A 20,532-nucleotide genomic window follows, 5' to 3' on the forward strand; every position below is an offset into this window, starting at 1 on the left:
GGGCGGGGCGGCGCTGCCACCACATGCGGTAGCCCCACAGGGTGATGAGGACCAGGCCGATCGATCACGGCGAGAACGATCTGATGGACGGGCCGGAGATGACGTCCACAAGCTGGCGCAGCACGGTGGGCGGCCGTGCTCGAAGACCGGTCGTGGCGTGGTCGCCGGAGTTGCCCGGGTTCGCTGCCGGGCTCCCGGTCCGGTGGTCACCGCACCCGGGGCATCTCCGGAGCGGCCTTCTGCTGCCCGTGCAGCCCGGCGGCCCGGTGGGCCGCGCCCTGTGGCAACACCGACGAACCTGCCGGACGATGTCGCGGCCCGGCCGGGCACCCTCCTGCGCCCCCGCTCGGTCTCGGACGGCGTCGCCTTCATGGACGGCGGCGTCGTGGTCGAGTCCGGTCCGCCCGAGGCGGTGTTCGGCGCGCCTCGGAGCCCCCGGCTGCGGCAGTTCCTGTCGGACGTGCTCTGACGGCACGGACCGGGCCCCGGAAGGGAGTGCGGTCGGACCGGCCGCGGCCGGGGGGCAGGTCGGCCGGGCCGGCGTCCGAGGCCGCGTCCGGCGGTCCACTTTCCTGGAGGGTGGGGGCGGGGTCCGGCCACGGCGTCGGGTCAGCACCCCGGCCCGCCCATCGTCTGCGGTCAGTCGCGCACGTGCAGTCCGAACCCCGTGCGGCCTGCGGGCTCCAGTCCTTCCTTCAGGTGCAGTGAGGGGATCTCGTAGTCGCCGAAGTTCTGCCGCCGGAACGCGATCGGCTCGGTCGGCTCCAGGGTGAGCAGGCGCTGCTGCCAGGCCTTGGCGACCTCCGGGTGGTCCTCGTCGGTCGTCCGGTCGGTGCCGTACGGCACGAGCGGCGGCGGCACCTCGATGCCCGGGTAGTAGAGGGCCGCGCGACCCAGCCCTCCGAGCAGGTCCTCTACGCGCTCGCCCGCGTCCTCGACCTCGACGAGACCGACCGAGCCGACCGGCACCTGTCCGGGCAGGAGCGTGCACGGCGCCCGGTCGACGCCCACCGCACGGCATGCACGGCCCGGGACTGTGCGTCTTGACCTTGCGAGACGCTCCGTCCCCGGCTGCGCGGAGGAGACGCGTCGGCGGGTTCGACCGCACCCCGCAGACCTGGTGCGCCGTCAGCGAACGAAGACACGACAGCCAGGACGGTCGTACAGGCTGGGGGCATGGATGTGATCGAGGTGCTGCCGAGACTGCGCATGCTCCGCTTCCCCGTGGGGGCGGCGTATCTGTGGCGGGACGACGACGGGCTGACCCTGATCGACACCGGGACGGCGGACTGCGCAGCGGAGATCGAGGAGGTACTGGACGGCGAGCTGCGGCGGATCGTGCTGACGCACTGGCACGAGGACCATACGGGCTCGGCCGCCGAACTGGCCGCCCGGTACGGCGCGGAGGTGGTGGCTCATCGGCTGGAGGCGCCGGTGATCCGGAGCGAGGCGGTCGGGGCGCCGCCGGTATTGGAGGAGTTCGAGGTGCCGATCCGGGCGGCCCTTCCGCCGCTGCCGCCGGCCCCGCCGTGCCGGGTGGACCGGGAGGTGGAGGACGGCGATGTGCTGGAGTTCGGCGGCGGGGCAGTGGTGGTCGCGGCGCCCGGGCATACGGACGGGTCGATCGCACTCCATCTGCCCGCCCCGAGGGCGCTGTTCACCGGCGATGCGGTCGCCAACGTCGGTCGGACCATGCTGGGGGTTTTCCACACCGACCGCGTCCGGGCCGTCGAGTCGTTGCACCGGCTTGCCGAACTGGAGGCCGACACCGCGGTCTTCGGGCACGGCGACCCGATCCCGCACGGTGCGGCGGCCGCCCTGCGTGGAGCAGCCGCCGCAACGGTGTGACGAAGGACGGACGTCACGCCCGCTCCCTCCGCGGAGGGCGGCCGCGGGCACTGCGCGAGCGGCGCGCAGGCCCTCGTGGCAGGTGCCGGAGATGACCGTGGGCGCAGCGGCATCCGACCGAATCCGGGCCGCTGTGCCCGGTATGTGGACACGTGGCGGACTTGCCTGGACAGCGACCCGGTCGGGGTGGGAGCCTCCCGCCATGATCCCGGCTCCTCCGCAGGCCGTCCACGGCCGCGTCGTACCGCCCGGGGTGCCCTGTCGCCGTACCGGCGGCTGCTGTCGCGGCCGCTGATGCCGGCCCGGTGGGCACTGCGGCGCCGCCGCCTGCCTGCCCTCCTCCCCGCACGCGGTGGCGGCCGCCGCGCGTTCGCGGCCGTTCCACCGGTGCCGCCCACCCTCATCCGCTCCCTCCGGACTGGAGTCCCGACATGTCCCCTGCCCTCTTCCGCCGCACCGGTGCCGCCGCCCTGCTGCTCGCCGCCGCCGCGCTCACCGCGTGCGCTCCGCAGGACTCTCCCTCCGCCGGCGCGCCGCCCGCGAGCGGCAGCGCGGGCGGTGCCGCCGACTGCGCGAAGGGCGCGCTGACCACCCGTGCGGCCGGCACGCTGACGGTGGGCACCGACAAACCCGCCTACGCGCCGTGGTTCTCCGACGACACGCCCGGCAACGGCAAGGGCTTCGAGTCGGCGGTCGCCTACGCGGTCGCCGAACGGCTGGGCTACCCCAAGGAGAAGGTCGCCTGGACGGTCAGCCCGTTCGACAAGGCCTTCGCGCCGGGCGCCAAGGACTTCGACTTCGACATCAACCAGGTGTCGATCAACGACGACCGCAGGAAGGCGGTCGATTTCTCCCCCGGGTACTACGACGTCCACCAGGCCGTCGTCGCCCTGAAGGGGTCGAAGGCGGCCTCGGCCAAGAGCCTGGCGGACCTGCGCGGGGTCAAGCTCGGTGCGCAGGTGGGCTCCACCAGCCTGGCCGCGATCACCGGACAGATCAGGCCCTCCGTGCAGCCCGCCGTGTTCGACAGCAACGACCTCGCCAAGACCGCGCTGAAGAACGGTCAGGTCGACGCACTCGTCCTCGACCTGCCCACCGCGTTCTACGTCACCGGGGCCGAGGTCACCGACGCGCAGGTGATCGGCCAGCTGCAGAACGCGGGCGGGTCGCCGGAGCAGTTCGGCCTCGTCCTGGACAAGGGCAGCCCCCTCACCGGGTGCGTGAGCCGCGCGGTCGACTCCCTGCGGGCCGACGGCACGCTCGCGCGCCTGGAGAAGCAGTGGCTCTCCGACGCCGTCTCCGCACCGGTGCTCGGATGAGCGCGACCACGGCCGGGGGCGGCATGCCGGGGGCCGGTGCGGCGGACGAACCGTACCGGCCCTCGGCCCGGCGGCTCGCCCGCGAGGCGCACCGCCGGCGCCGGGCCCGGCGCGCCGGGCTGGTGGCCGCGGCCAGCACCGCGATCACGGGCACCGCCCTCTACCTGGCAGTCGTCGAGTCGCCAGGCTGGCCGCGCTTCCGGGAGACCTTCCTGAACGCCGACTATGCCCGGCAGGCGCTGCCCCGGGTACTGGACGGCCTGTGGACCAACCTGCAGCTCATGACGGTCTGCGGTGCGCTCATCCTGGTGCTCGGCCTGGTCCTGGCGCTGCTGCGGACCCTGCGGGGACCGGCGTTCCTGCCCGTCCGACTGCTGGCGACGGCGTACGTCGACTTCTTCCTCGGCCTGCCGATGATCATCTGCCTGCTCATCATGATCACCGGGGTGCCGGCGCTGCGTCTGACCGGCGTCACCACGGACCCGCTGCTGCTCGGCGGGGCGGCACTGGTCCTCACGTACTCGGCCTACGTCTCGGAGGTCTTCCGCGCCGGCATCCAGTCCGTCCACCCCGGCCAACGGGCCGCCGCCCGCTCCCTCGGCCTGACGCACGCCCAGGCCATGCGGTACGTCGTCCTGCCGCAGGCAGTGCGGCGCGTCGTACCGCCCCTGCTCAACAACCTGGTCTCCCTGCAGAAGGACACCGGGCTGGTGTCGATCGGCGGCGTCATCGACGCGGTCTACGCCGCGAAGATCATCACGGCGCAGACCTTCAACTACACGCCGTACCTGGTGGCCGCGCTGGTGTTCATCGCGCTGACCGTTCCGCTCACGCGCTTCACGGACTGGGTGACCGCCCGGACCGAAGGCCGCCGACACCAGGGAGGTGCGGTGTGACGCCGCTCGACCCGACCCGGCCCGTGCTGGAGCTGCAGGAGGTCCGCAAGGCCTACGGCCCGCACCTGGTGCTGCACAGCGTCGACCTGGTGGTGCCGGCCCACTCGGTGACCGTGCTGATCGGCGCCTCCGGCTCCGGCAAGTCCACGCTGCTGCGCTGCGCCAACCTGCTGGAGGAGGTCGACGACGGCGCGATCCTGCTCGACGGCGAGGAGATCACCGACCCGGAGACGGACCAGGACGCCGTCAGGCGGCGCATCGGGGTGGTCTTCCAGCAGTACAACCTCTTCCCGCACATGACGGTGCTGGAGAACGTCACTCTGGCACCCCGGCGGGTGCACCGACTCTCCCGTTCCGACGCCGAGGCGCGAGCCGGCGAGCTGCTGCACCGGCTGGGCCTCGGCGACCGGGCCGGCGACTACCCCGACCGGCTCTCCGGCGGCCAGCAACAGCGGGTCGCCATCGCACGAGCGCTGGCCACGGACCCGCGGCTGCTGCTCCTCGACGAGATCACGGCCGCCCTCGATCCCGAACTGGTCGGCGAGGTGCTCGCGGTGGTCCGGGACCTCAAGGAGCAGGGCATGACGATGGTCGTCTCGACGCACGAGATGGACTTCGCGCGCGAGGTCGCCGACCAGGTCTGTTTCCTGGACGCCGGGACGGTCCTCGAACGGGGCACCCCCGAGCAGGTGCTCGGCGACCCGCAGCACGAGCGGACCCGCCGTTTCCTCCACCGGGTCACCGGTAGGGGCCGCTTCACCGCGCGCTGACGCACCCCGCCGAGTCGTCGGTGTGCCGGGCCCGGCACGCCGACGCCTCGGCGGGGTCGGTCCCTCGGCCGCGCGGTCGCCCGGTCGTTGTCCTCCCTCGGCGCAGTCATCCGCCGGCGACGTCCACGCCCGCGCCGTTGACCCGGCCGACGAGCAGGAGGACCGGGCTGCGGGGGGACCTGCATGCTGCTTCCCGGGCGGCCATGACCTCGTCACCGTGGTCGAAGGCCCGCGCACCGACGGCGCCGACGGGCGCCGGCAGGGTCCGGTCCAGGGCGGTGAGCCGGTACTCGACCCGTGGCGGCGCCCCGGGGTGTGCGTGCCGGTCGACCAGTCCGTTGAAGTGCAGCCGTCGCAGAGTCTCGGTGAGGACCTTGGAGCTGATGCCGCCGATCCGCTCCCGCACTTCGACCGGTCGCACGGGGCCGTCGCGCGGCGCCCACAGCACCACGGGGTTCCAGGTGTTGGAGAACAGGTCGAAGTGCTCCCGGCCCGGTGCCGTGGGCCCGCCCTGAGGACGGCGTGCCCCCGAAGCCGCCAGAACACGTACGGCATCCGGTCGGCACGGGCGGCAACGCGGCGTCACACGGCCGCAACACCCGCTCTCACCAGGCGAGATGTCGATTGACAGCGCCCGGGGACCTTCCCCACGATGGTCCGGCACCCACGCGCAGCCGGAGGGAGGGACGACGACCGCCATGAACGGTGTCCGCCGTCCGCTCTGTTGCCGCGCCCGGGCCTGCGTTCTCTGACACCGCAAGGGCCCCGGAGCCGTCCGTCCCCTCTGCCACGAACTGGGGTCTCCGCCCTCGACGTGCCGTGCTCCGGCGGGTCCGCCACCGCATCGCCGTCACCGGTCCCAGCCGTCCCGCACTGCGGAGCTCCTCTCCGCCGTCCCCCGACCCACCGCCCGGAGCACACATGAGCAGCCGCCGCGACCCGTACGCGGACTTCCCCGGCACCATCGGCCGCACCTTCCGCGAGTCCGCTCCGGCCTGGCCTGCCCGGACCCGGGCCCGGGAGGGCGCGCCCAACATCGTGGTCGTCCTGATCGACGACATGGGGTACAGCGACATCGGTCCGTTCGGCTCCGAGATCCCCACCCCGACGCTGGACCGCCTCGCCGCCGACGGCGTACGGCTGACCAACTACCACACCATGCCGCTCTGCTCCCCCGCCCGCGCCGCACTGCTGACCGGCCTCAACCCGCACCGCGTCGGCTACTCCTTCGTCGCCAACGCCGACCCCGGCTTCCCCGGCTACGGCATGGAAGTGGCCGGCGACATCCCGACCCTCGCCGAGCTGCTGCACGACAGCGGCTACGCCACCTACGCCGTCGGCAAGTGGCACCTCACCCGCGACTCGGCGTCCAACGCCGCGGACGACCGGTCCAACTGGCCCCTGCAGAAGGGGTTCGACCAGTACTACGGCGTGCTGGAGGGTCTGACCAGCCTCTTCCACCCGCACCAACTGGTGCGTGACAACAGCCCCCTGGACATCGACGAGTTCCCCGACGGCTACTACTACACGGACGACATCACCGACCAGGCGATCGCCATGGTCAAGTCGCTGCGTGCCCACGACGCCGACAAGCCGTTCTTCCTCTACCTCGCCCACAACGCGGTACACGGTCCGCTCCAGGCCAAGCCCGAGGACCTCGCCCGGCACAGGGGCCGCTACGACGGCGGCTGGGACGACCTGCGCGCGGCCCGCTTCGCCCGCCAGCTCGCGAGCGGCCACTTCCCCGAGGGGGCCCGGCTGCCCGACCGCAACTCGGAGGCCGGCCACGACGTCGGGCCCTGGGACGAACTCACCGACGTACAAAAGAAGTTGTACGCCCGCTACATGGAGGTCTACGCGGCGATGGTCGACAACGTCGACCAGAACCTCGGCCGGCTCGCCGACACCCTCGCCGCGCTCGGCGAACTCGACAACACCATCATCCTGTTCACCTCCGACAACGGCGGCACCGGCGAAGGCGGCCCGGAGGGCACCCGCAGCTACTTCAGCCGCTTCGTCCACCACCCGAACCTGCCCGCGGACTGGAACCCGGACGTCGAACGGGAGATCGACCTCATCGGCGGACCGCAGAGCCTGGTCCACTACCCGCGCGGCTGGGGCATGGCCTCCAACACCCCCTTCCGCTTCTACAAGGGCCAGACCTACGCGGGCGGCGTGCGCGTGCCGTTCGTCCTCTCCTGGCCCGCCGGCCTGCCGCGCTCGGCGGACGACGGCGGAGTGCGCGGGCAGTACCAGTACGTCACCGACGTCCTTCCCACCCTGCTCGAACTGGCCGGTGTCGAGCGGCCCGGGAACCGGGCCGGGAACCCCGTCCAGGAACTGGACGGCGCCAGTTTCGCCGCCGTACTGCGCGACCCCCGGGCCGACAGCACCCACCCTGAGCAGTACTGCGAGATGACCGGCAACCGCAGCTACTACCGAGCCGGCTGGAAACTGGTCACCCTGCACCGCCCCGGCACTCCCTACGACGACGGCGAATGGGCCCTCTACGACCTGCGCACCGATCCCACCGAGATCGTGGACGTGTCGGACGAACACCCGGAGATCGTCAAGGAGTTGTCCGAGGCCTGGGAGAACGCGGCCTGGCGCAACGGGGTCTTCCCGCTCGCCGACGGCAGCGGGGCGCTCGCCCTGCGCGACCCGGGGGAAGCCCGGCTGCGCCGGCCGCTGACCCTGCTCGCCGGCACACCGGAGCTGGAGCGCTACCGCTCCTCCCGGCTGATCTCGTTCCGCTCCTTCGACATCGTGGTCGACCTCGCCGACCACGGCGCGGCCGACCAGGGCGTGCTGGTGTCGCACGGCGACCAGGGCGGCGGGTACAGCCTGTACGTCGAGGCCGGGCGGCTCCGCCTCGCCTACAACGAGTACGGCGAACTCCACGAGGCGGACGGCGGACTGCTCGGACCCGGCCCGCACACCCTCACCGTGGAGGCGTCCGCGGTCGCCGACCTCAAGTGGGACTTCCGCCTGCTGGTCGACGGCACCGAGACCGGCCGGCTCCCCGCCGTCCACCAGCTCATCGGCATGGCACCCTTCCAGGGCATCAGCGTCGGAGTCGACCGCAAGTCCCCCGTCTCCTGGCCGGTCTTCGAACGCCACCGCAGCTTCCGCTACACCGGCGCACTGCGCTCCGTGACCTACGTGCCCGGCGCCCCCGCCCCGTACGACCCGGAGACGGTCGCGCAGGCGCTCCGGGAGGCCGCCGCCGCGTTCGAATGACCGCGGACGCGGGCCGGGTGGCGGTCCCGTCGGGACCGCCACCCGGCTGCGGGAGCTACCGGCAGCCGCCCCGCTCGAACGGGATCTTCGGCCCCGACCACGGCCAGGGCCGGGTCATGGCCGTGGTGCTCCCACCGCTGCCGGTAGTGGCGGACGAGTTCCGCTTAGGGCTCGATCGGGTGGGTGACGTTGGCGGAGAAGAGCGGGTCCCCGTGGCGGGCGGCGAGGTCGACGGATTCCCGGCTGGTCGCGCTGCCGTGCCAGACCCGGATCGGCTGTTGGAACGGCCGGGGCAGGACCTCCGCCTCGATCAGCTCCCGGCGGAAGCGGGGCGAGTACGTCACCTTCTCCTGCCGCCAGATCCGGCGGAAGAGTTCGTACGACCCGGCGTTGCGCTCCCACTGGTCCTCGGGGGTGACGCGGAAGAGCTCGCGTTGGGCGGTGCCGTTGCCCTTGCCGATGACGAGTTCGAGGCGGCCGCCGGAGAGGTGGTCGAGGGTGGCGTAGTCCTCGTAGGCGCGCACCGGGTCGAGCAGGCTCAGCGTGGTCACCGTGGTGACCAGGCGGATCCGCCGGGTGAGGGCGGCGATGTGGCTGAGTACGACGGGCGGTGAGGAGGAGATGAAGGGCCGTTCGTGGCGCTCGCCGACGCCGAATCCGTCGAATCCCAACTCCTCGGCGAGCAGCGCGTTGTCCAGGACCTCGCGGAAACGGTCGTGGGTCGACTTCTGCACCCCGGTCACCGGATCGGGGGCGTGCACGATGAGGGTGACGGCCAGGAACTTCACGACGCCGCCCGGGCGTCCGCGCCGGCCGGCCGGGGGTGGTGGGCGAGCCCGAGGTGGTCGCGCAGCGTCCCGCCCTCGTACTCGGTGCGGAACACGCCCCGTTCCTGGAGCAGCGGGACGACGGTGTCGGCGAACTCGTCCAAGCCGCCCGGTGTGAGGTGCGGGACGAGGATGAACCCGTCGGCGGCGTCCGTCTGCACGAACTCGTCGATCGTTCCGGCGACCGCCGCCGGTGTGCCGATGAAGGACTGCCGTCCGGTCACCTCGATGATCAGCTCGCGGATCGAGAGGTTCTTCGCCTCGGCCAGGGCCCGCCACTCGGCCGCCGTGGCGATCGGGTCGCCGAACATCCGCACGGAGGCCCGGCCGCGGGCTACGGTGTGCTCGCCGGGCAGCGGGTCCACCGCGGGCAGCGGCCCGTCGGGGTCGTAGGCGCTGAGGTCACGGTTCCAGAGCTGTTCGAGGAGCCTGATCGCGGTCTGCCCGCTGACCTGCTGCCGGCGGATCAGGGCGGCCTTCTCGTGCGCCTCGGCATCCGTGTCACCGAGGACGAAGGTGACACCGGGCAGGATCTTCAGCTCGTCCGGGGAGCGTCCGTAGCGGGCCAGCCGTCGCTTGACGTCGGTGTAGAAGGCTCGGCCGGCCGCCAGGGTGCCGTGGCGGGTGAAGATCGCGTCCGCGGCCGCGGCCGCGAACTCCCGGCCCTCGTCGGAGTCGCCGGCCTGGAAGATCACCGGTCGGCCCTGCGGGCTGCGCGGGACGTCGAAGTGCCCGGCGATGTCGAACTGACCGGCGCGGTGGTCGAACCGGCCGGGGTCCGGGGCGCGGAGGAAGGCTCCGGACTGCTTGTCCGCGACGATCTCGTCGCCCTGCCAGGAGTCGAAGAGCTCCGCGGCGGCGGCGAGGAACTGGCGGGCCCGCTCGTAGCGGTCCTCCTGGCGCAGGAAGCCGCCGCGGCGGAAGTTCTCGCCGGTGAACTCGTCCCAGGAGGTGACGACGTTCCACGCCGCGCGTCCGGCGGACAGGTGGTCCAGCGAGGCGAACTGCCTTGCCACTTCGTAGGGTTCGTTGAACGTGGAGTTGATCGTCCCGGCCAGTCCCAGCCGGTCGGTGACGGCGGCCAGGGCGGCGAGGACGGTGAAGGTGTCGGGCCGGCCGACGACGTCCAGGTCGTGGATCTCGCCGTTCTGTTCGCGCAGCCGCAGCCCCTCTGCGAGGAAGAGGAAGTCGAACTTGGCGCGCTCGGCGGTCCGGGCGAGGTGGACGAAGGAGCTGAAGTCGATCTGGCTGCCCGCGGCCGGGTCGCTCCACACCGTGGTGTTGTTCACGCCGGGGAAGTGCGCGGCGAGGTGGATCTGCTTGAGGGGCTTGCCCATGGTCGTGGTGTCCTTCCGCCCGGTCTCAGACCGTGGTGGCGTAGCGGTTGGCGGGGTGGGGCAGACCGAGCAGCCCGCGCAGCGTGTCCGCCTCGTAGGCGGTGCGGAAGGCGTCGCGGCGCTGGAGTTCGGGCACCAGGTGCCGGGTGATCTGCTCCAGGTCGTGCGGGAGGGCGCCGGGCCGCAGGCGGAAGCCGGTGAGACCGGTCCGTTGCCGCTCCTGCAGGAGGTCGGCGAGCTGTTCGGGCGTTCCGGTGAAGACCTCCGCATCGCCGGTGCGGGCGGCTCCGGCGCTCTCGTCCAGCCGGGCCCTGCGGTCGGCGGCGGCGCCCGGGCTGCGGTCGAGGAACACCAGCAGGTCGCCGAAGACGTGGACCGTCTCGTCGGCGCGGCCCGCGGCCGCCTGCTCCCGCCGGATCCCGGTGACGATCGACCGGGCGTGCTCGTCGTCGCGCGGGGTGACGAATCCGAGGTCGGTGGAGCGGGCCACCAGCCGGTACGGCGCGGTGTCGTGCGCCAGCGCGGCGACGACGGGCTGGCCCTGGGGCGGGCGCGGGGTGATGGACGGCCCGCGCACGCTGAACCTGCGTCCCTCGAAGTCGATGTGGTGCAGCTTCCGCCGGTCGACGAAGCGGCCGGTGGCGACGTCACGGATCTCCGCGTCGTCCTCCCAGCTGTCCCAGAGCCTGCGGAGCACCTCCACGTAGTCGCCGGCCTCGTCGAAGAGGTCGGCGACCAGGGCCTGTGCCTCGGCCGAGGCGAGGCCTTCGGCCGGCAGTGCGGGCACGGTGCGGCGCCCGAAGTGCGCCGCCTCGTCGGCGCGTCCGGAGACCTTCACCCGGACCCCTGCCCGCCCGCTGCTGACGAAGTCCAGGGTCGCGATCGCCTTGGAGACGTGGAACGGCTCGGTGTGGGTGACCACGGCGGTCGGGACCAGGCCGATGTGACGGGTCAACGGCGCGACGCGGGCGGCGACCAGCACTGCGTCCAGCCGGCCCCGCACCTGGTCGGTCCGCCCGTCCGGCCCGTCCGGCAGCGAGGACTGCAGGCTCAGGGAGTCCTCGAGGGTCACGAAGTCCAGCAGCCCGCGCTCGGCTTCGGCGACCAGGTCGGCCCAGTAGCGGGCGGTGAACAGTTCGGCGGGGCGGGCACCGGGCTCCCGCCAGGCGGCGGGGTGCCAGCCGGCGGCGTCCAGGGCGACGGCCAGGTGGAGAGGGGCGGGTGACGATCGAGGCATGGGCGTGCTGCTCCCGTGGTGCGCCGAACGGCGTCCGTGCCCGCGGCCGGTCGCGGCCGGAGGGTCGGCGGAGGTGTGGAGGGGCTAGACGGCGGTGGCCGGTGCGGAGACCGGCAGCTGCACCGGACAGAGCGCGGCGGCGATGCGCAGCAGATCGATGTGGCGCCGCGAGAAGGTGGCGGCCGCGCGGCACCGGGTACGGTCGGCGGCGGTGCGCACCTCAGTGGTCCTCTGCACCGTCGTCACCTCCGTCCGGTCCGAACTCGCGCTCGCGGCGCCCTCGCCGGCTCCACCTGGTTCTCACCCGGAGCCCCACGCGGGGGAGGTGGCCGGGTCGGGAGCCGGGGCTGCGCGACTGACGCGCTTGAGCCTGATGCACCGTAACCCGGCGGATCGGTCGCGCACAATGCTGCCTGCGGAGCGCGGACCGCGCGGGCGGCCGGTCAGGGCAGTGTCCGCCGGCTCGGGGTTCGGCGGACCGGCCGCCGGTCAGGGCCGGGCGGCATCGCGCACGCCGGGCCCGGAGGGGGCGGCCGGTCTGGGCGGTGCGACAGCGCTACGCCTCGGCCGGGTCCCTCGGGCGGTTCCACCAGCGGCGGGATTCCGGGCGAAGCCCGAGGCGGCTCGTACCACGCTCGACCGAGTGACCGTGTGCGGCGGTGCCCGACACCCGGCCGTTGTCGTCGGTCAGTCCCGGGTCACGGGGGCCTGGAGTTCCGTCACCCAGTCGTCGTGGTTCTCCGGGCACTCCAGGCTGGGAGCGGTAGCCCGTGGCGGGGTCGACACGGGCCGGACGCAGCAGGCCGGTCGCGTCGTAGTGACGCAGCATCCGGCCCGAGACGCGGCCGTGCCGGGCGCAGTCTCCGATGGTGCACATGATGTCTCCGAGTTCAGTGCCCGACACCGTGTGAGGGTCGAGAAGCTACTCCGCCGCGGCGGACAACGGGGCCGAGGAGTCGCGTGGGCGGGGGCGGGGCCTGCCCTTTGGAGGAGTGCTCGTACGCGGGCACACCGCCGCTCCCACGCCCGGGCGGCCCGGAAACGGCATCGCCGATCCCGACCATCGGGAGGCGGCCACACCAGCACCGCCCAGCCGGCGGACGGCCGCAAGGACGTCCTCCTCGCCCGGCTCGGCAACCGGCCCTCGCGCTCGATGGCCCGCACGCCCCGGCCGCGGGGCTTCAAGGAACGAGCGGCTTGACCTCGCGCTGGCCGGCGATGGTGGTGCCGCTGCCGCGCTGGTCCTCGTCGAGGGTGACGGCTTCGCTGTGCAGGCAGGCGAGAGCGGCGGGTGCGAGGGCTCGGCCGCCGGCAGAGAGGTCCGTTGATCTCGAGTCCGGTGGTGGCGATGTGGGTGGTGACGCGGGCGGCAGGAGTCCGACTGGGCGAGGGCGCCGCCCCGGGAACGAAGTGCCCGGGGCGGCCCGGGGAGGTCTACAGGTCGCGGGCCGACCCTCAGGCCGGCCCGGTGCGCTCGGCGGTTCTCCCGTCCCAGTCCTACCGGCCGTGGAGGTGCTTCGCCCCGCCCTGGGGACCGTCGTGCTTGACCGTGTCACGGGTCGCCTGGTTCACTGCCGATCGTGGGACCCATCGACCTCAGGCTCTTCCGGCGCACGCACCTGGACACCGTCCGGTACGCCGGCTGCCTGTGTTGTCGCAACGCCGCCTGATCGAAGCGCATCCTTCGAGTCTGCCCGGGCCTCCGCCAGCGCCTTCCCAGGGACACCTGCCGCGGCCTGCACTTGTGTGGCTCTGCGCACCCGATCGGCCGGCTCCGGACCGCGTCACCATCCGCAGCCCGCGACGGGCGCCCCACCCGCAGGACGGTTCCCTTGCCCCACACCCCTGGTATCGCCGTATCCAGCCCCGCCCGGGGAATCCCCGCCGCGCACACGGACGGGCCGACCACCGGCGAGCTGCTCGCGTTCGCCCATCGGGCCGCGGCCGATCCCGGGATCCTGGGCAGGTTGCCTCGCAGGCCCGGGGAACGCACGTGGATCTCGTTGCCCGGGCCAGGGGGCGCCGAAGCGTGGGTGATCGGGTGGCCTCCGGGCGCCGAGACCGGCTGGCACGACCACGGCGGATCCCGCGGCGCCTTCGCGACCGCGGCGGGACTGCTGCGCGAGAGCTCGATCGCCGTGGAGCTGCCCACCGGGGGGCGGCAGGTGCTGGAGCTGGCCGACGACATGGACCGCCAGCGGGAGCTCCCCGCCGGCCGAGGCCGCACCTTCGGCCCGCACCACGTCCACCAGGTGGTGAATCCGTCCCGGGCCGAGCACGCCGTGTCCGTTCACGTCTACTATCCCCCGCTGCCCCTGATGCGCCGGTACACCCGTGACGGCCGGATCCTGCGGCTGGCGACCACCGAGCAGTCGCAGGAGTGGTGATCATGACCGTAACCCCCAAGAGCGTCGACCAACTGCTGGAGGAGACCCGGCACCGCCTGGACCGCCTGACACCGGACCAGGCCGCCGCTGCCGCACGCGAGGAAGGGGCACTGCTGGTGGACACCCGGTACGGCGCACTGCGCGACCGCGACGGTCTCGTCCCCGGATCGGTCGTCGTGGAACGCAATGAACTCGAGTGGCGCCTCGACCCGCAGTCCCCCTACCGGTTGCCCCAGGCCACCGGCCACGACCTGCGGGTGATCGTGCTGTGCAACGAGGGCTACGCCTCGTCCTTCGCCGCGGCCTCCCTGCGGCAGCTCGGACTGTGGCGGGCCACCGACGTGATCGGCGGCTTCCAGGGCTGGGCGGCCGCCGGCCTGCCGGTCACCCCACCGGGCCCGGAGCCGTCCGCCCCGACTGCCCACCTGTCCCCGCACGCGCCCGACCCGTCTGGGCGAGCGGGCTGATTCCGTCGGTCGGGACCACCTGGTTCCGCCACAGGCGGTCGGGGCGCGTACCCGGGGACGAGGCCCTCGGGCGTCGGTCGTCGGTCGTCATCGTTCTCGGCCCCGCGGGTGCCTGCCGGAGCCGGCCGGGACGCGGCAGCGCCCCGGCCCGCAACCCGGTGTGTCGGACCGATGCCAGAGCCAGGGGATCTGCTCGGCGGAGTACCGGTAGGCCCGGAAGACGGCGTTCTGCGCGCCACGGGAGGACTCCAGGCCGACGCCCTGGCCGAAGGCGCCGAACTCGGGGACGACGAACTCCCACACCACGTCGCCGTCGCCTCGGCGGTGCTGCGGGGCGTTCCGGGCCGGCCGACGCTCCGGCGTGCGCAGCAGACGGCGGACAAGGGTGACGGCGATCCCTGCGGCATCCGCGATGTCCTGGGCGGACATGCCGCGACGGACCAGCTCAGCGGCCCGGACGGCTGCAGGGGCGGGATCGCCCTGTGCGGGCCGGCCCTGGGCGCGCTCGGTGTCGCGGCGCCGGCGAGCCCGCAGCGCCGTCTGACGGTACGTGCTCCGGGGGCAGCCGTAGTCCGCGCACGACGTCTGCCCGTGACGCACCCGGCTGCGGGCCGGCCGACGCGACGGCCGCGCACCTGCCGCGTGCGCCTGGCCCACCGTCACCACCCGCTTCTCGCCCTCTTTGATGGATCTGGCCGGCAGTATGCCGGGCGCCGGGCCGCACCGGACGGTGACCCCGCACCGGGCTGCGCGCCGGGGCGAGGGCCACGTCGTGGAGGGACCGTACTGCGCGCCACCGACAGGCCGCCCCCTGAAAAGGCCTGGGCCTGGCAGGGCGCGCCCGGACGGTGTGGTGCAGCCGGGTGGCCTGGCGCGGCCGGGCGGGTGACCCGTGCGGAATGTCGGCGGGTCCTCGGCGGCGGGGTGTGTCAACGGTGGGAGGGCGGTGCCCCGGGGCACCGGCCGCCCGACCGCCGACCTCTCGGGGAGTGTTCCGCCGTGTCCGTCGTCTCCGTCGCCCACCGGATCCTGCAGTTACTCCTCGCCCTCGCCTGCGCCGCCGGGTTGTGGACCGCCTTCGCCGGCCCCGCGCAGGCTGCCCCCGCGCATGCCGCGTCCGCCGCGGCGGGCACGGTTTCCGGAGGTGCGCCGGCCGCCGGACGGGGCGTCGACTGGGACAAGGTCGCGTCCTGCGAGAGCGGTGGCCGCTGGCACGCCAACACCGGCAACGGCTACTACGGCGGCCTGCAGTTCAACCAGGCCACGTGGAAGGCCAACGGCGGCACCGCCTACGCAGCGCGCCCCGACCTGGCCAGCCGTGAGCAGCAGATCGCCGTCGCCGAACACCTCGCCTCCCGCCGCGGCCTCGCGCCGTGGCCGGTCTGCGGCGCCCGCGCCGGCCGCGCCGGCACCCACCACACGGTGCCCTCGCCGCGACCAGCGCGGCACCCCGCCGCCCGTCAGCCGGCCACCTCGGCCGCCGGCCAGAGTGCAGCGGCCGAGCCGGACACCGCGGCCGAGGCCGACACAGGCTCCGTCCCGGCCGACTCGGCGACCGTCGTGGTCCAGGACGGCGACACCCTCGACGGCATCGCCCGAACCCTGCAGCTGCCCGGCGGCTGGCCCGCCCTCCACTCCGCCAACCTGGACGTCATCGGAGACGACCCCGACCTCATCCTCCCCGGACAGACCCTCCGCCTGCCCTGACGCCTGGCAGTTCGTGGCCGGCGCAGCGGTGCCGCGGAGAGGCGGGAAGGCCGGAAGGCGGCAGGAAGCGCCCATACAGCCGTTCGAGTTCGCGGAGGATCGACTCACGAAGGAAGGCCCCACCATGAAGATCACCGTCATCGGCACCGGACTCATCGGCTCGCAGCTCGCCACCGAGCTGACCGCACGAGGCCACGAGGTGACCGCCGCGTCACTGTCGTCCGGCGTCGATCTGCTCACCGGGGCCGGCCTCGACAAGGCGCTCGCCGGCGCGGAGGCAGTGGTGAACGTGACCAACTCCCCCACGTTCGACGAGCAGTCGATCGAGTTCTTCCGGACCACGGTGGGCAACCTCCTCGCCGCAGGCGAGCGGGCCGACGTGCGCCACCAGGTGGTTCTGTCCATCGTGGGCGTGGACCAGGTCCCCGAACTGGACTACTACCGCGCCAAGGCGCTCCAGGAGGAGTTGCTGCGCGGCGGTCCGACGCCCTACTCGATCGTGCGCGCCACGCAGTTCTTCGAGTTCATGGAGCCGACCATGTCGTGGACCTCGGACGAGACCACGGTGCGACTGCCCGCGACGTTGCTCCAGCCGATCGCCAGCCGCGACATCGTCGACGTCCTCGCAGACGTGGCCACCGGCACGCCGCTCGGCGGGATTCTCGAGATCGCGGGCCCCGAAACGTTCACGCTCGACGAGATCGGCCGCATGACGCTGGCCGCGCGGGGCGACCGGCGACCCGTCGTCGTCGACGACCAGGCGGGCCTGTTCGCCGCCGTCCACGGGGATGTCCTCACCCCGGGCCCCGGCGCCCGACTGGCACCGACTCGCTACCAGGACTGGCTCAACGGCTGACCGCTCCCATGGGAGGAACCCGCCGAGGACACGAACCCGCTCTCCCGTGCATCCACTGCGAGCGCGGTGGAGTGGTCCTCGCGCGCACAACCCCTCGCCGATCCGGAACCCCTGTGTCCCACCAGCGCAGACTTCGTTCGAATACTTGTGCGAATATCTTTCGCGTGTCGCCCCACGGGCGCCCCGCACGGCGGCCGGCGCACTCCTGCGCCCTGGTCCGTTCACGGGTTTCGACAGCAGATGTTCGCGAGCCCGGGCAGCGCGGCCGTGTTCGATGGCCATGGAAACGGCAGCATTGTTCGGCTCGCCGCCCGGGTTCCAGCGGTCAGTTCGCCGTTCGTCGGGCCTGGCTGGTCAGTCCGGGCGTGACGAGGGCGAGCCAGCGTTTCCGGGCCGCGGGTGGCCGGTTGGTGGGGGCGGTGGAGAACAGCAGGTAGATGTCCTCGACCGTGATGTCCGCGTGGATGTCACCGTCGGCCTGCCCGGCCCGGATGAGGCCGGCGACAGCCGCACTCGCGCGGTCCTCGTCGGCGTGGTCGCCCGGCTGTGCGCCGAGGGTCTGGGCCGCGGCCTTGACAGCTCGGTCGGTCGCGGACTGCTCGATGACGCGGCCGAGGAACGCGGTCAGTTCCTCCAGTGCGCGGGTAGCGCCCCCGTCGACACGCGCGAGGGTGGCTTCGGCGTCGTCGGCGACGCGGGCGACGTACTCGGCGACGACGGCGGCGACCAGGTCCGTCTTGGTGGGGAAGTGCCGGTACAGGGTGCCCACGGCCACGCCCGCGGCTGAGGCGATCTCGTCCATGCCGACCTCGGGGCCGTGGGCGGTGATCTGCTCGCCGGCGGCGGTGAGGATCTTCTTGCGGTTGCGGACCGCGTCGGCGCGGGGGGTCCTGGCCTGGGTCACGGGAGACGCCTGCCCTTTCACTTGCATCAAGGTGAACTGTCGTTCAGGATAGATGGTGAACCGTAGTTCATCTTATGCGTGAGGATCCCGCCATGCCCGCCAAGACCGCCCTCGTCACCGGTGCCTCCTCCGGCATCGGCGAAGCCACCGCTCTCGAACTGCAGGAACTCGGCTACACCGTCTACGGAGCCGCCCGCCGCACCGACCGACTCGCCGAGCTCGCCGAGCGCGGCATCCGCCCGCTGGCGATGGACGTCACCGACGAGGACTCCCTGCAGGCCGGTGTCAAGCAGATCGTCGCCGAGACCGGCCGCATCGATGTCCTGGCCAACATCGCCGGCTACGGCTCGTACGGCGCCCTGGAGGACGTGCCCCTGGACGAGGCCCGCCGTCAGTTCGAGGTCAACGTCTTCGGCGCGATCCGCCTGACCCAGCTCGTCCTGCCCCACATGCGCACCCAGCGCGCCGGCACCGTCGTCAACGTCACTTCCATGGGCGGGAAGATCTACACCCCGCTCGGCGGCTGGTACCACGGCAGCAAGTTCGCCCTCGAAGCCCTCAGCGACTGCCTCCGCCTGGAGGCCAAACCCTTCGGCATCGACGTCGTCGTCATCGAACCCGGAGGCATCGCCACCGAATGGGGCGCCATCGCCGCCGACAAGCTGGAGGAGTCCTCCAGCAGCGGCGCCTGCGCCCCACAGGCCAGGGCCGTTGCCTCCTCCCTGCGCTCGGAGGCCAACGCCAAGCGCACTCCCCGCCCAGCGTCATCGCCGACACCATCGGAAAGGCCGTCACCGCCCGCCGCCCCAGGACCCGCTACGCCACCGGTTTCGGCGCGCGCCCGCTGATCGCCCTGCGCCGCATCCTGCCCGACCGCGCCTTCGACGCCATCATCTCCCGCGCTGTCGGCCTGCCCCGCTGAGACGGACATCCGCCCGCGAGGCGCTGCCCGATCTCCTGAACTGTTCGATTGGCCATGACCCCGGAGTGCCTTCCCACGTCGCATACGACGGCTGTCGGAACTCGTGAACAGGGCCATGCGGCCTTGCTGGACCGGGACGACGGCCACCGCCAGGCTGGTCGCATCGGGTGCCCCGACACCGCCGGACCACGGCGGCGTCGAACGGCGCGGGCGATGGCGGTGAGAGCAGTGGACGGCGCAGCACGATCGCGCACCGGCGCCCGTCCTACCTGCTCGCGTTTCAGGTGTCGGATGGTCAGCGATGGCTGGGCCCGCCGGTCAGTCGATGCCTTCGATGATGCGGAAGTCGCGCTCGACGCCGTCGGGGAGGGCCACCAGCGCCTTCTGGTATGCCTCGCTCTCGTATGCCGCGACGGCCTGTTCAAATCTGTCGAACTCGACCAGCACGACGCGTTGCGTGATTCCGGCCTCGTGGGCGACGACTCGACCGCCACGGGACAGGGTGCGCCCGCCCCCAGCCCGGACAGCCGGACCGGCCAGCCTGTTGTAGGCAGTCAGCCTCTCAGGGTCGGAAATGGCGGGGTAGACACTCACCCAGTAGCCCTTGGCCATGGAAACCTCCTGTGTTTGGCCGGACAGGTCCGACTTCGAATTGACATTCAGATCGATCGATCCGGCGACGGGTCCTGCGGTCGGTTGAACCGCCGTATGTGCAGGTTAGGGCTCGATGTGCGGCCGAGGGAAAGACCGGTACGGGATAGACTCAGAACGGCTCGTTATCAATCGGCAGGGAGGGCGCGTGGCGCCGGATACGGTGAGCCTGCGGTACTTCCTGGTGCTGGCACAGGAGTTGAACTTCACCCGCGCGGCCGCACGGATCGGGATCGCACAGCCCGCACTCAGCGCCCGGATGCGCCGATTGGAGGCGGAACTCGGTACGGCCCTGCTGGTCCGCAACACGCGTAGCGTCGTATTGACCACGGCCGGTGCGGCTTTGGCGGAGTCCGCGCCGCCCGCGCTGGCGGCGCTGGACCGGGCATGGGACACCGCCCGGAGCGCGGCGGCCGGTGAACTGGGCACGCTGCGCATCGGATACAGCCTCAGCGCCGGGGCCGAGACGGCACCGGCCCTGGTGGACAGGCTGATTCGCGGCAACAGCGGACTCGAGGTCGGCGCGGTCCCGATGCCGACACCGGAGATCTCCCCCGCGGTCGCCGACGGCCGTATCGATGCCGGGATCACCCGCGGTGAACAACCGGGCCGTGGCGTGCGCCGGTTCCTGCTGCGGCGTGCGCGCATCGGGGTCCAGCTGGCGCAGCACCACCCGCTGGCCGGACACCCGGAGATCGAGATCGCCGACGCGGCCGCGTATCCGCTGCGGCTCCCGGACCGTGCGACCAACCCCGTGATCCACGATCAGCTGTCCGCACTGTTCCGAGACACTCGACCACACCCCCGATTCCACACGCCCCCAGTCTCTTTCGACATGTCTCAGCGCGACCTGCGCGACGGGGTCACCCTCGCCCCGGCCGGAGAAGCCGCGGCCACGGCACAACCGGCCGGTCTCACCTGGCGACCGCTGCGGGGCGCGCCCAGCCTGACGTTCCACCTGGTCCTCCCACGCGACCAGTCGCCACTGCACCGCCGCATCCGTGCCGTCGCCAGAACCCTGGCGCACGAGCTGCACTGGCTGCCGGACTGACCGCGCAAGAGGTCGAGCGAGACGGACGCCTGCGGTGGCGAGGCCCAAGTCCCTGTGCCCGGCGGACTTCGCGGTGATGACGACGGCGGCCTTGGTGAATGTCCGACCCGACC

General features: G+C 72.8%; 17 protein-coding genes and 5 pseudogenes. 12 read left to right on the forward strand and 10 right to left on the reverse strand.

Annotated elements, in window-relative coordinates; translation table 11 throughout:
- Nucleotides 1–343: 343 nt before the first annotated feature.
- Nucleotides 344–469, forward strand: a pseudogene (locus tag KSNIM_RS01120) (peptide ABC transporter ATP-binding protein); the annotation flags it as partial.
- A 170-nt stretch (nt 470–639) separates the two neighbouring features.
- Here KSNIM_RS01120 and KSNIM_RS01125 read toward each other — a convergent pair.
- Nucleotides 640–885: pseudogene (locus tag KSNIM_RS01125) on the reverse strand (flavodoxin family protein); the annotation flags it as partial.
- A gap of 291 nt (nt 886–1,176) precedes the next feature.
- Here KSNIM_RS01125 and KSNIM_RS01130 point away from each other — a divergent pair.
- From KSNIM_RS01130 to KSNIM_RS01145, 4 genes are all read left to right on the forward strand, one after another.
- A complete protein-coding gene (locus KSNIM_RS01130) occupies nt 1,177–1,848 on the forward strand; it encodes an MBL fold metallo-hydrolase (RefSeq protein WP_263101299.1) in 672 nt (223 codons plus the stop codon).
- A 431-nt stretch (nt 1,849–2,279) separates the two neighbouring features.
- The gene (locus tag KSNIM_RS01135; protein WP_263101300.1) at nt 2,280–3,167 is read left to right on the forward strand and encodes an ABC transporter substrate-binding protein; all 888 of its coding nucleotides are present in this window, start codon (nt 2,280–2,282) and stop codon (nt 3,165–3,167) included.
- A complete protein-coding gene (locus tag KSNIM_RS01140) occupies nt 3,164–4,063 on the forward strand; it encodes an amino acid ABC transporter permease (protein WP_263101301.1) in 900 nt (299 codons plus the stop codon). The genes KSNIM_RS01135 and KSNIM_RS01140 overlap by 4 nt, the downstream gene beginning before the upstream one ends.
- On the forward strand, nt 4,060–4,833 hold the full coding sequence (locus KSNIM_RS01145; protein WP_263101302.1) for an amino acid ABC transporter ATP-binding protein: 774 nt from the start codon (nt 4,060–4,062) through the stop codon (nt 4,831–4,833). The genes KSNIM_RS01140 and KSNIM_RS01145 overlap by 4 nt, the downstream gene beginning before the upstream one ends.
- A gap of 106 nt (nt 4,834–4,939) precedes the next feature.
- Here the strand turns inward: KSNIM_RS01145 and KSNIM_RS01150 are convergent, their stop codons facing one another.
- The gene (locus KSNIM_RS01150) at nt 4,940–5,254 is read right to left on the reverse strand and encodes a winged helix-turn-helix transcriptional regulator (protein WP_411543635.1); all 315 of its coding nucleotides are present in this window, start codon (nt 5,252–5,254) and stop codon (nt 4,940–4,942) included.
- A 500-nt stretch (nt 5,255–5,754) separates the two neighbouring features.
- Between KSNIM_RS01150 and KSNIM_RS01155 the strand changes: the two genes are divergently transcribed.
- The gene (locus KSNIM_RS01155) at nt 5,755–8,073 is read left to right on the forward strand and encodes an arylsulfatase (protein WP_263101303.1); all 2,319 of its coding nucleotides are present in this window, start codon (nt 5,755–5,757) and stop codon (nt 8,071–8,073) included.
- 89 nt (nt 8,074–8,162) lie between these two features.
- On the opposite strand, the pseudogene KSNIM_RS01160 reads toward KSNIM_RS01155, so the two are convergent.
- The 5 genes and pseudogenes from KSNIM_RS01160 to KSNIM_RS01180 form a co-directional block, all read right to left on the reverse strand.
- A pseudogene (locus KSNIM_RS01160) lies at nt 8,163–8,861 on the reverse strand (LLM class flavin-dependent oxidoreductase); the annotation flags it as partial.
- The gene (locus KSNIM_RS01165) at nt 8,858–10,237 is read right to left on the reverse strand and encodes an NtaA/DmoA family FMN-dependent monooxygenase (RefSeq protein ID WP_263101304.1); all 1,380 of its coding nucleotides are present in this window, start codon (nt 10,235–10,237) and stop codon (nt 8,858–8,860) included. The pseudogene KSNIM_RS01160 and the gene KSNIM_RS01165, both read right to left, overlap by 4 nt.
- A gap of 25 nt (nt 10,238–10,262) precedes the next feature.
- Complete coding sequence (locus KSNIM_RS01170) at nt 10,263–11,474, reverse strand: LLM class flavin-dependent oxidoreductase (RefSeq protein ID WP_263101305.1); 1,212 nt, start codon at nt 11,472–11,474, stop codon at nt 10,263–10,265.
- Between the two features lie 84 nt (nt 11,475–11,558).
- A complete protein-coding gene (locus tag KSNIM_RS01175; protein WP_263101306.1) occupies nt 11,559–11,711 on the reverse strand; it encodes a hypothetical protein in 153 nt (50 codons plus the stop codon).
- Nucleotides 11,712–12,234: 523 nt separating this feature from the next.
- Nucleotides 12,235–12,351 (reverse strand): annotated as a pseudogene (locus KSNIM_RS01180) (MerR family DNA-binding transcriptional regulator); the annotation flags it as partial.
- A 973-nt stretch (nt 12,352–13,324) separates the two neighbouring features.
- On the opposite strand from KSNIM_RS01180, the gene KSNIM_RS01185 reads away from it, so the two are divergent.
- A complete protein-coding gene (locus KSNIM_RS01185) occupies nt 13,325–13,861 on the forward strand; it encodes a cysteine dioxygenase (RefSeq protein ID WP_263107790.1) in 537 nt (178 codons plus the stop codon).
- A 2-nt stretch (nt 13,862–13,863) separates the two neighbouring features.
- The gene (locus tag KSNIM_RS01190; RefSeq protein ID WP_263101307.1) at nt 13,864–14,328 is read left to right on the forward strand and encodes a rhodanese-like domain-containing protein; all 465 of its coding nucleotides are present in this window, start codon (nt 13,864–13,866) and stop codon (nt 14,326–14,328) included.
- Nucleotides 14,329–14,415: 87 nt separating this feature from the next.
- Here KSNIM_RS01190 and KSNIM_RS01195 read toward each other — a convergent pair whose 3' ends face one another.
- Nucleotides 14,416–14,757 (reverse strand): hypothetical protein, encoded by a 342-nt coding sequence (locus tag KSNIM_RS01195; protein WP_263101308.1) that lies wholly within the window; start codon nt 14,755–14,757, stop codon nt 14,416–14,418.
- A gap of 570 nt (nt 14,758–15,327) precedes the next feature.
- Here KSNIM_RS01195 and KSNIM_RS39005 point away from each other — a divergent pair.
- A complete protein-coding gene (locus KSNIM_RS39005) occupies nt 15,328–16,035 on the forward strand; it encodes a transglycosylase family protein (RefSeq protein ID WP_317633977.1) in 708 nt (235 codons plus the stop codon).
- A 124-nt stretch (nt 16,036–16,159) separates the two neighbouring features.
- Nucleotides 16,160–16,891, forward strand: a complete 732-nt coding sequence (locus KSNIM_RS01210; protein WP_263101309.1) for an SDR family oxidoreductase — start codon at nt 16,160–16,162, stop codon at nt 16,889–16,891.
- A gap of 325 nt (nt 16,892–17,216) precedes the next feature.
- On the opposite strand, the gene KSNIM_RS01215 is transcribed toward KSNIM_RS01210, so the two are convergent.
- Nucleotides 17,217–17,795, reverse strand: a complete 579-nt coding sequence (locus tag KSNIM_RS01215) for a TetR/AcrR family transcriptional regulator (RefSeq protein WP_263101310.1) — start codon at nt 17,793–17,795, stop codon at nt 17,217–17,219.
- 92 nt (nt 17,796–17,887) lie between these two features.
- Between KSNIM_RS01215 and KSNIM_RS01220 the strand changes: the two are divergent.
- Nucleotides 17,888–18,717: pseudogene (locus tag KSNIM_RS01220) on the forward strand (oxidoreductase).
- Nucleotides 18,718–19,035: 318 nt separating this feature from the next.
- Here the strand turns inward: KSNIM_RS01220 and KSNIM_RS01225 are convergent.
- Nucleotides 19,036–19,329, reverse strand: coding sequence for a DUF1330 domain-containing protein (locus KSNIM_RS01225; RefSeq protein WP_263101311.1), 294 nt, complete (start codon nt 19,327–19,329; stop codon nt 19,036–19,038).
- Between the two features lie 187 nt (nt 19,330–19,516).
- Between KSNIM_RS01225 and KSNIM_RS01230 the strand changes: the two genes are divergently transcribed.
- Entirely contained in the window at nt 19,517–20,419 is a 903-nt protein-coding gene (locus KSNIM_RS01230; protein ID WP_263101313.1) for a LysR family transcriptional regulator, read from the forward strand.
- The last annotated feature ends 113 nt before the right edge of the window (nt 20,420–20,532 follow it).

It is taken from the genome of Kitasatospora sp. DSM 101779 (genome assembly GCF_025655475.1).
In the GTDB taxonomy this organism is placed as follows: Bacteria; Actinomycetota; Actinomycetes; order Streptomycetales; family Streptomycetaceae; genus Kitasatospora.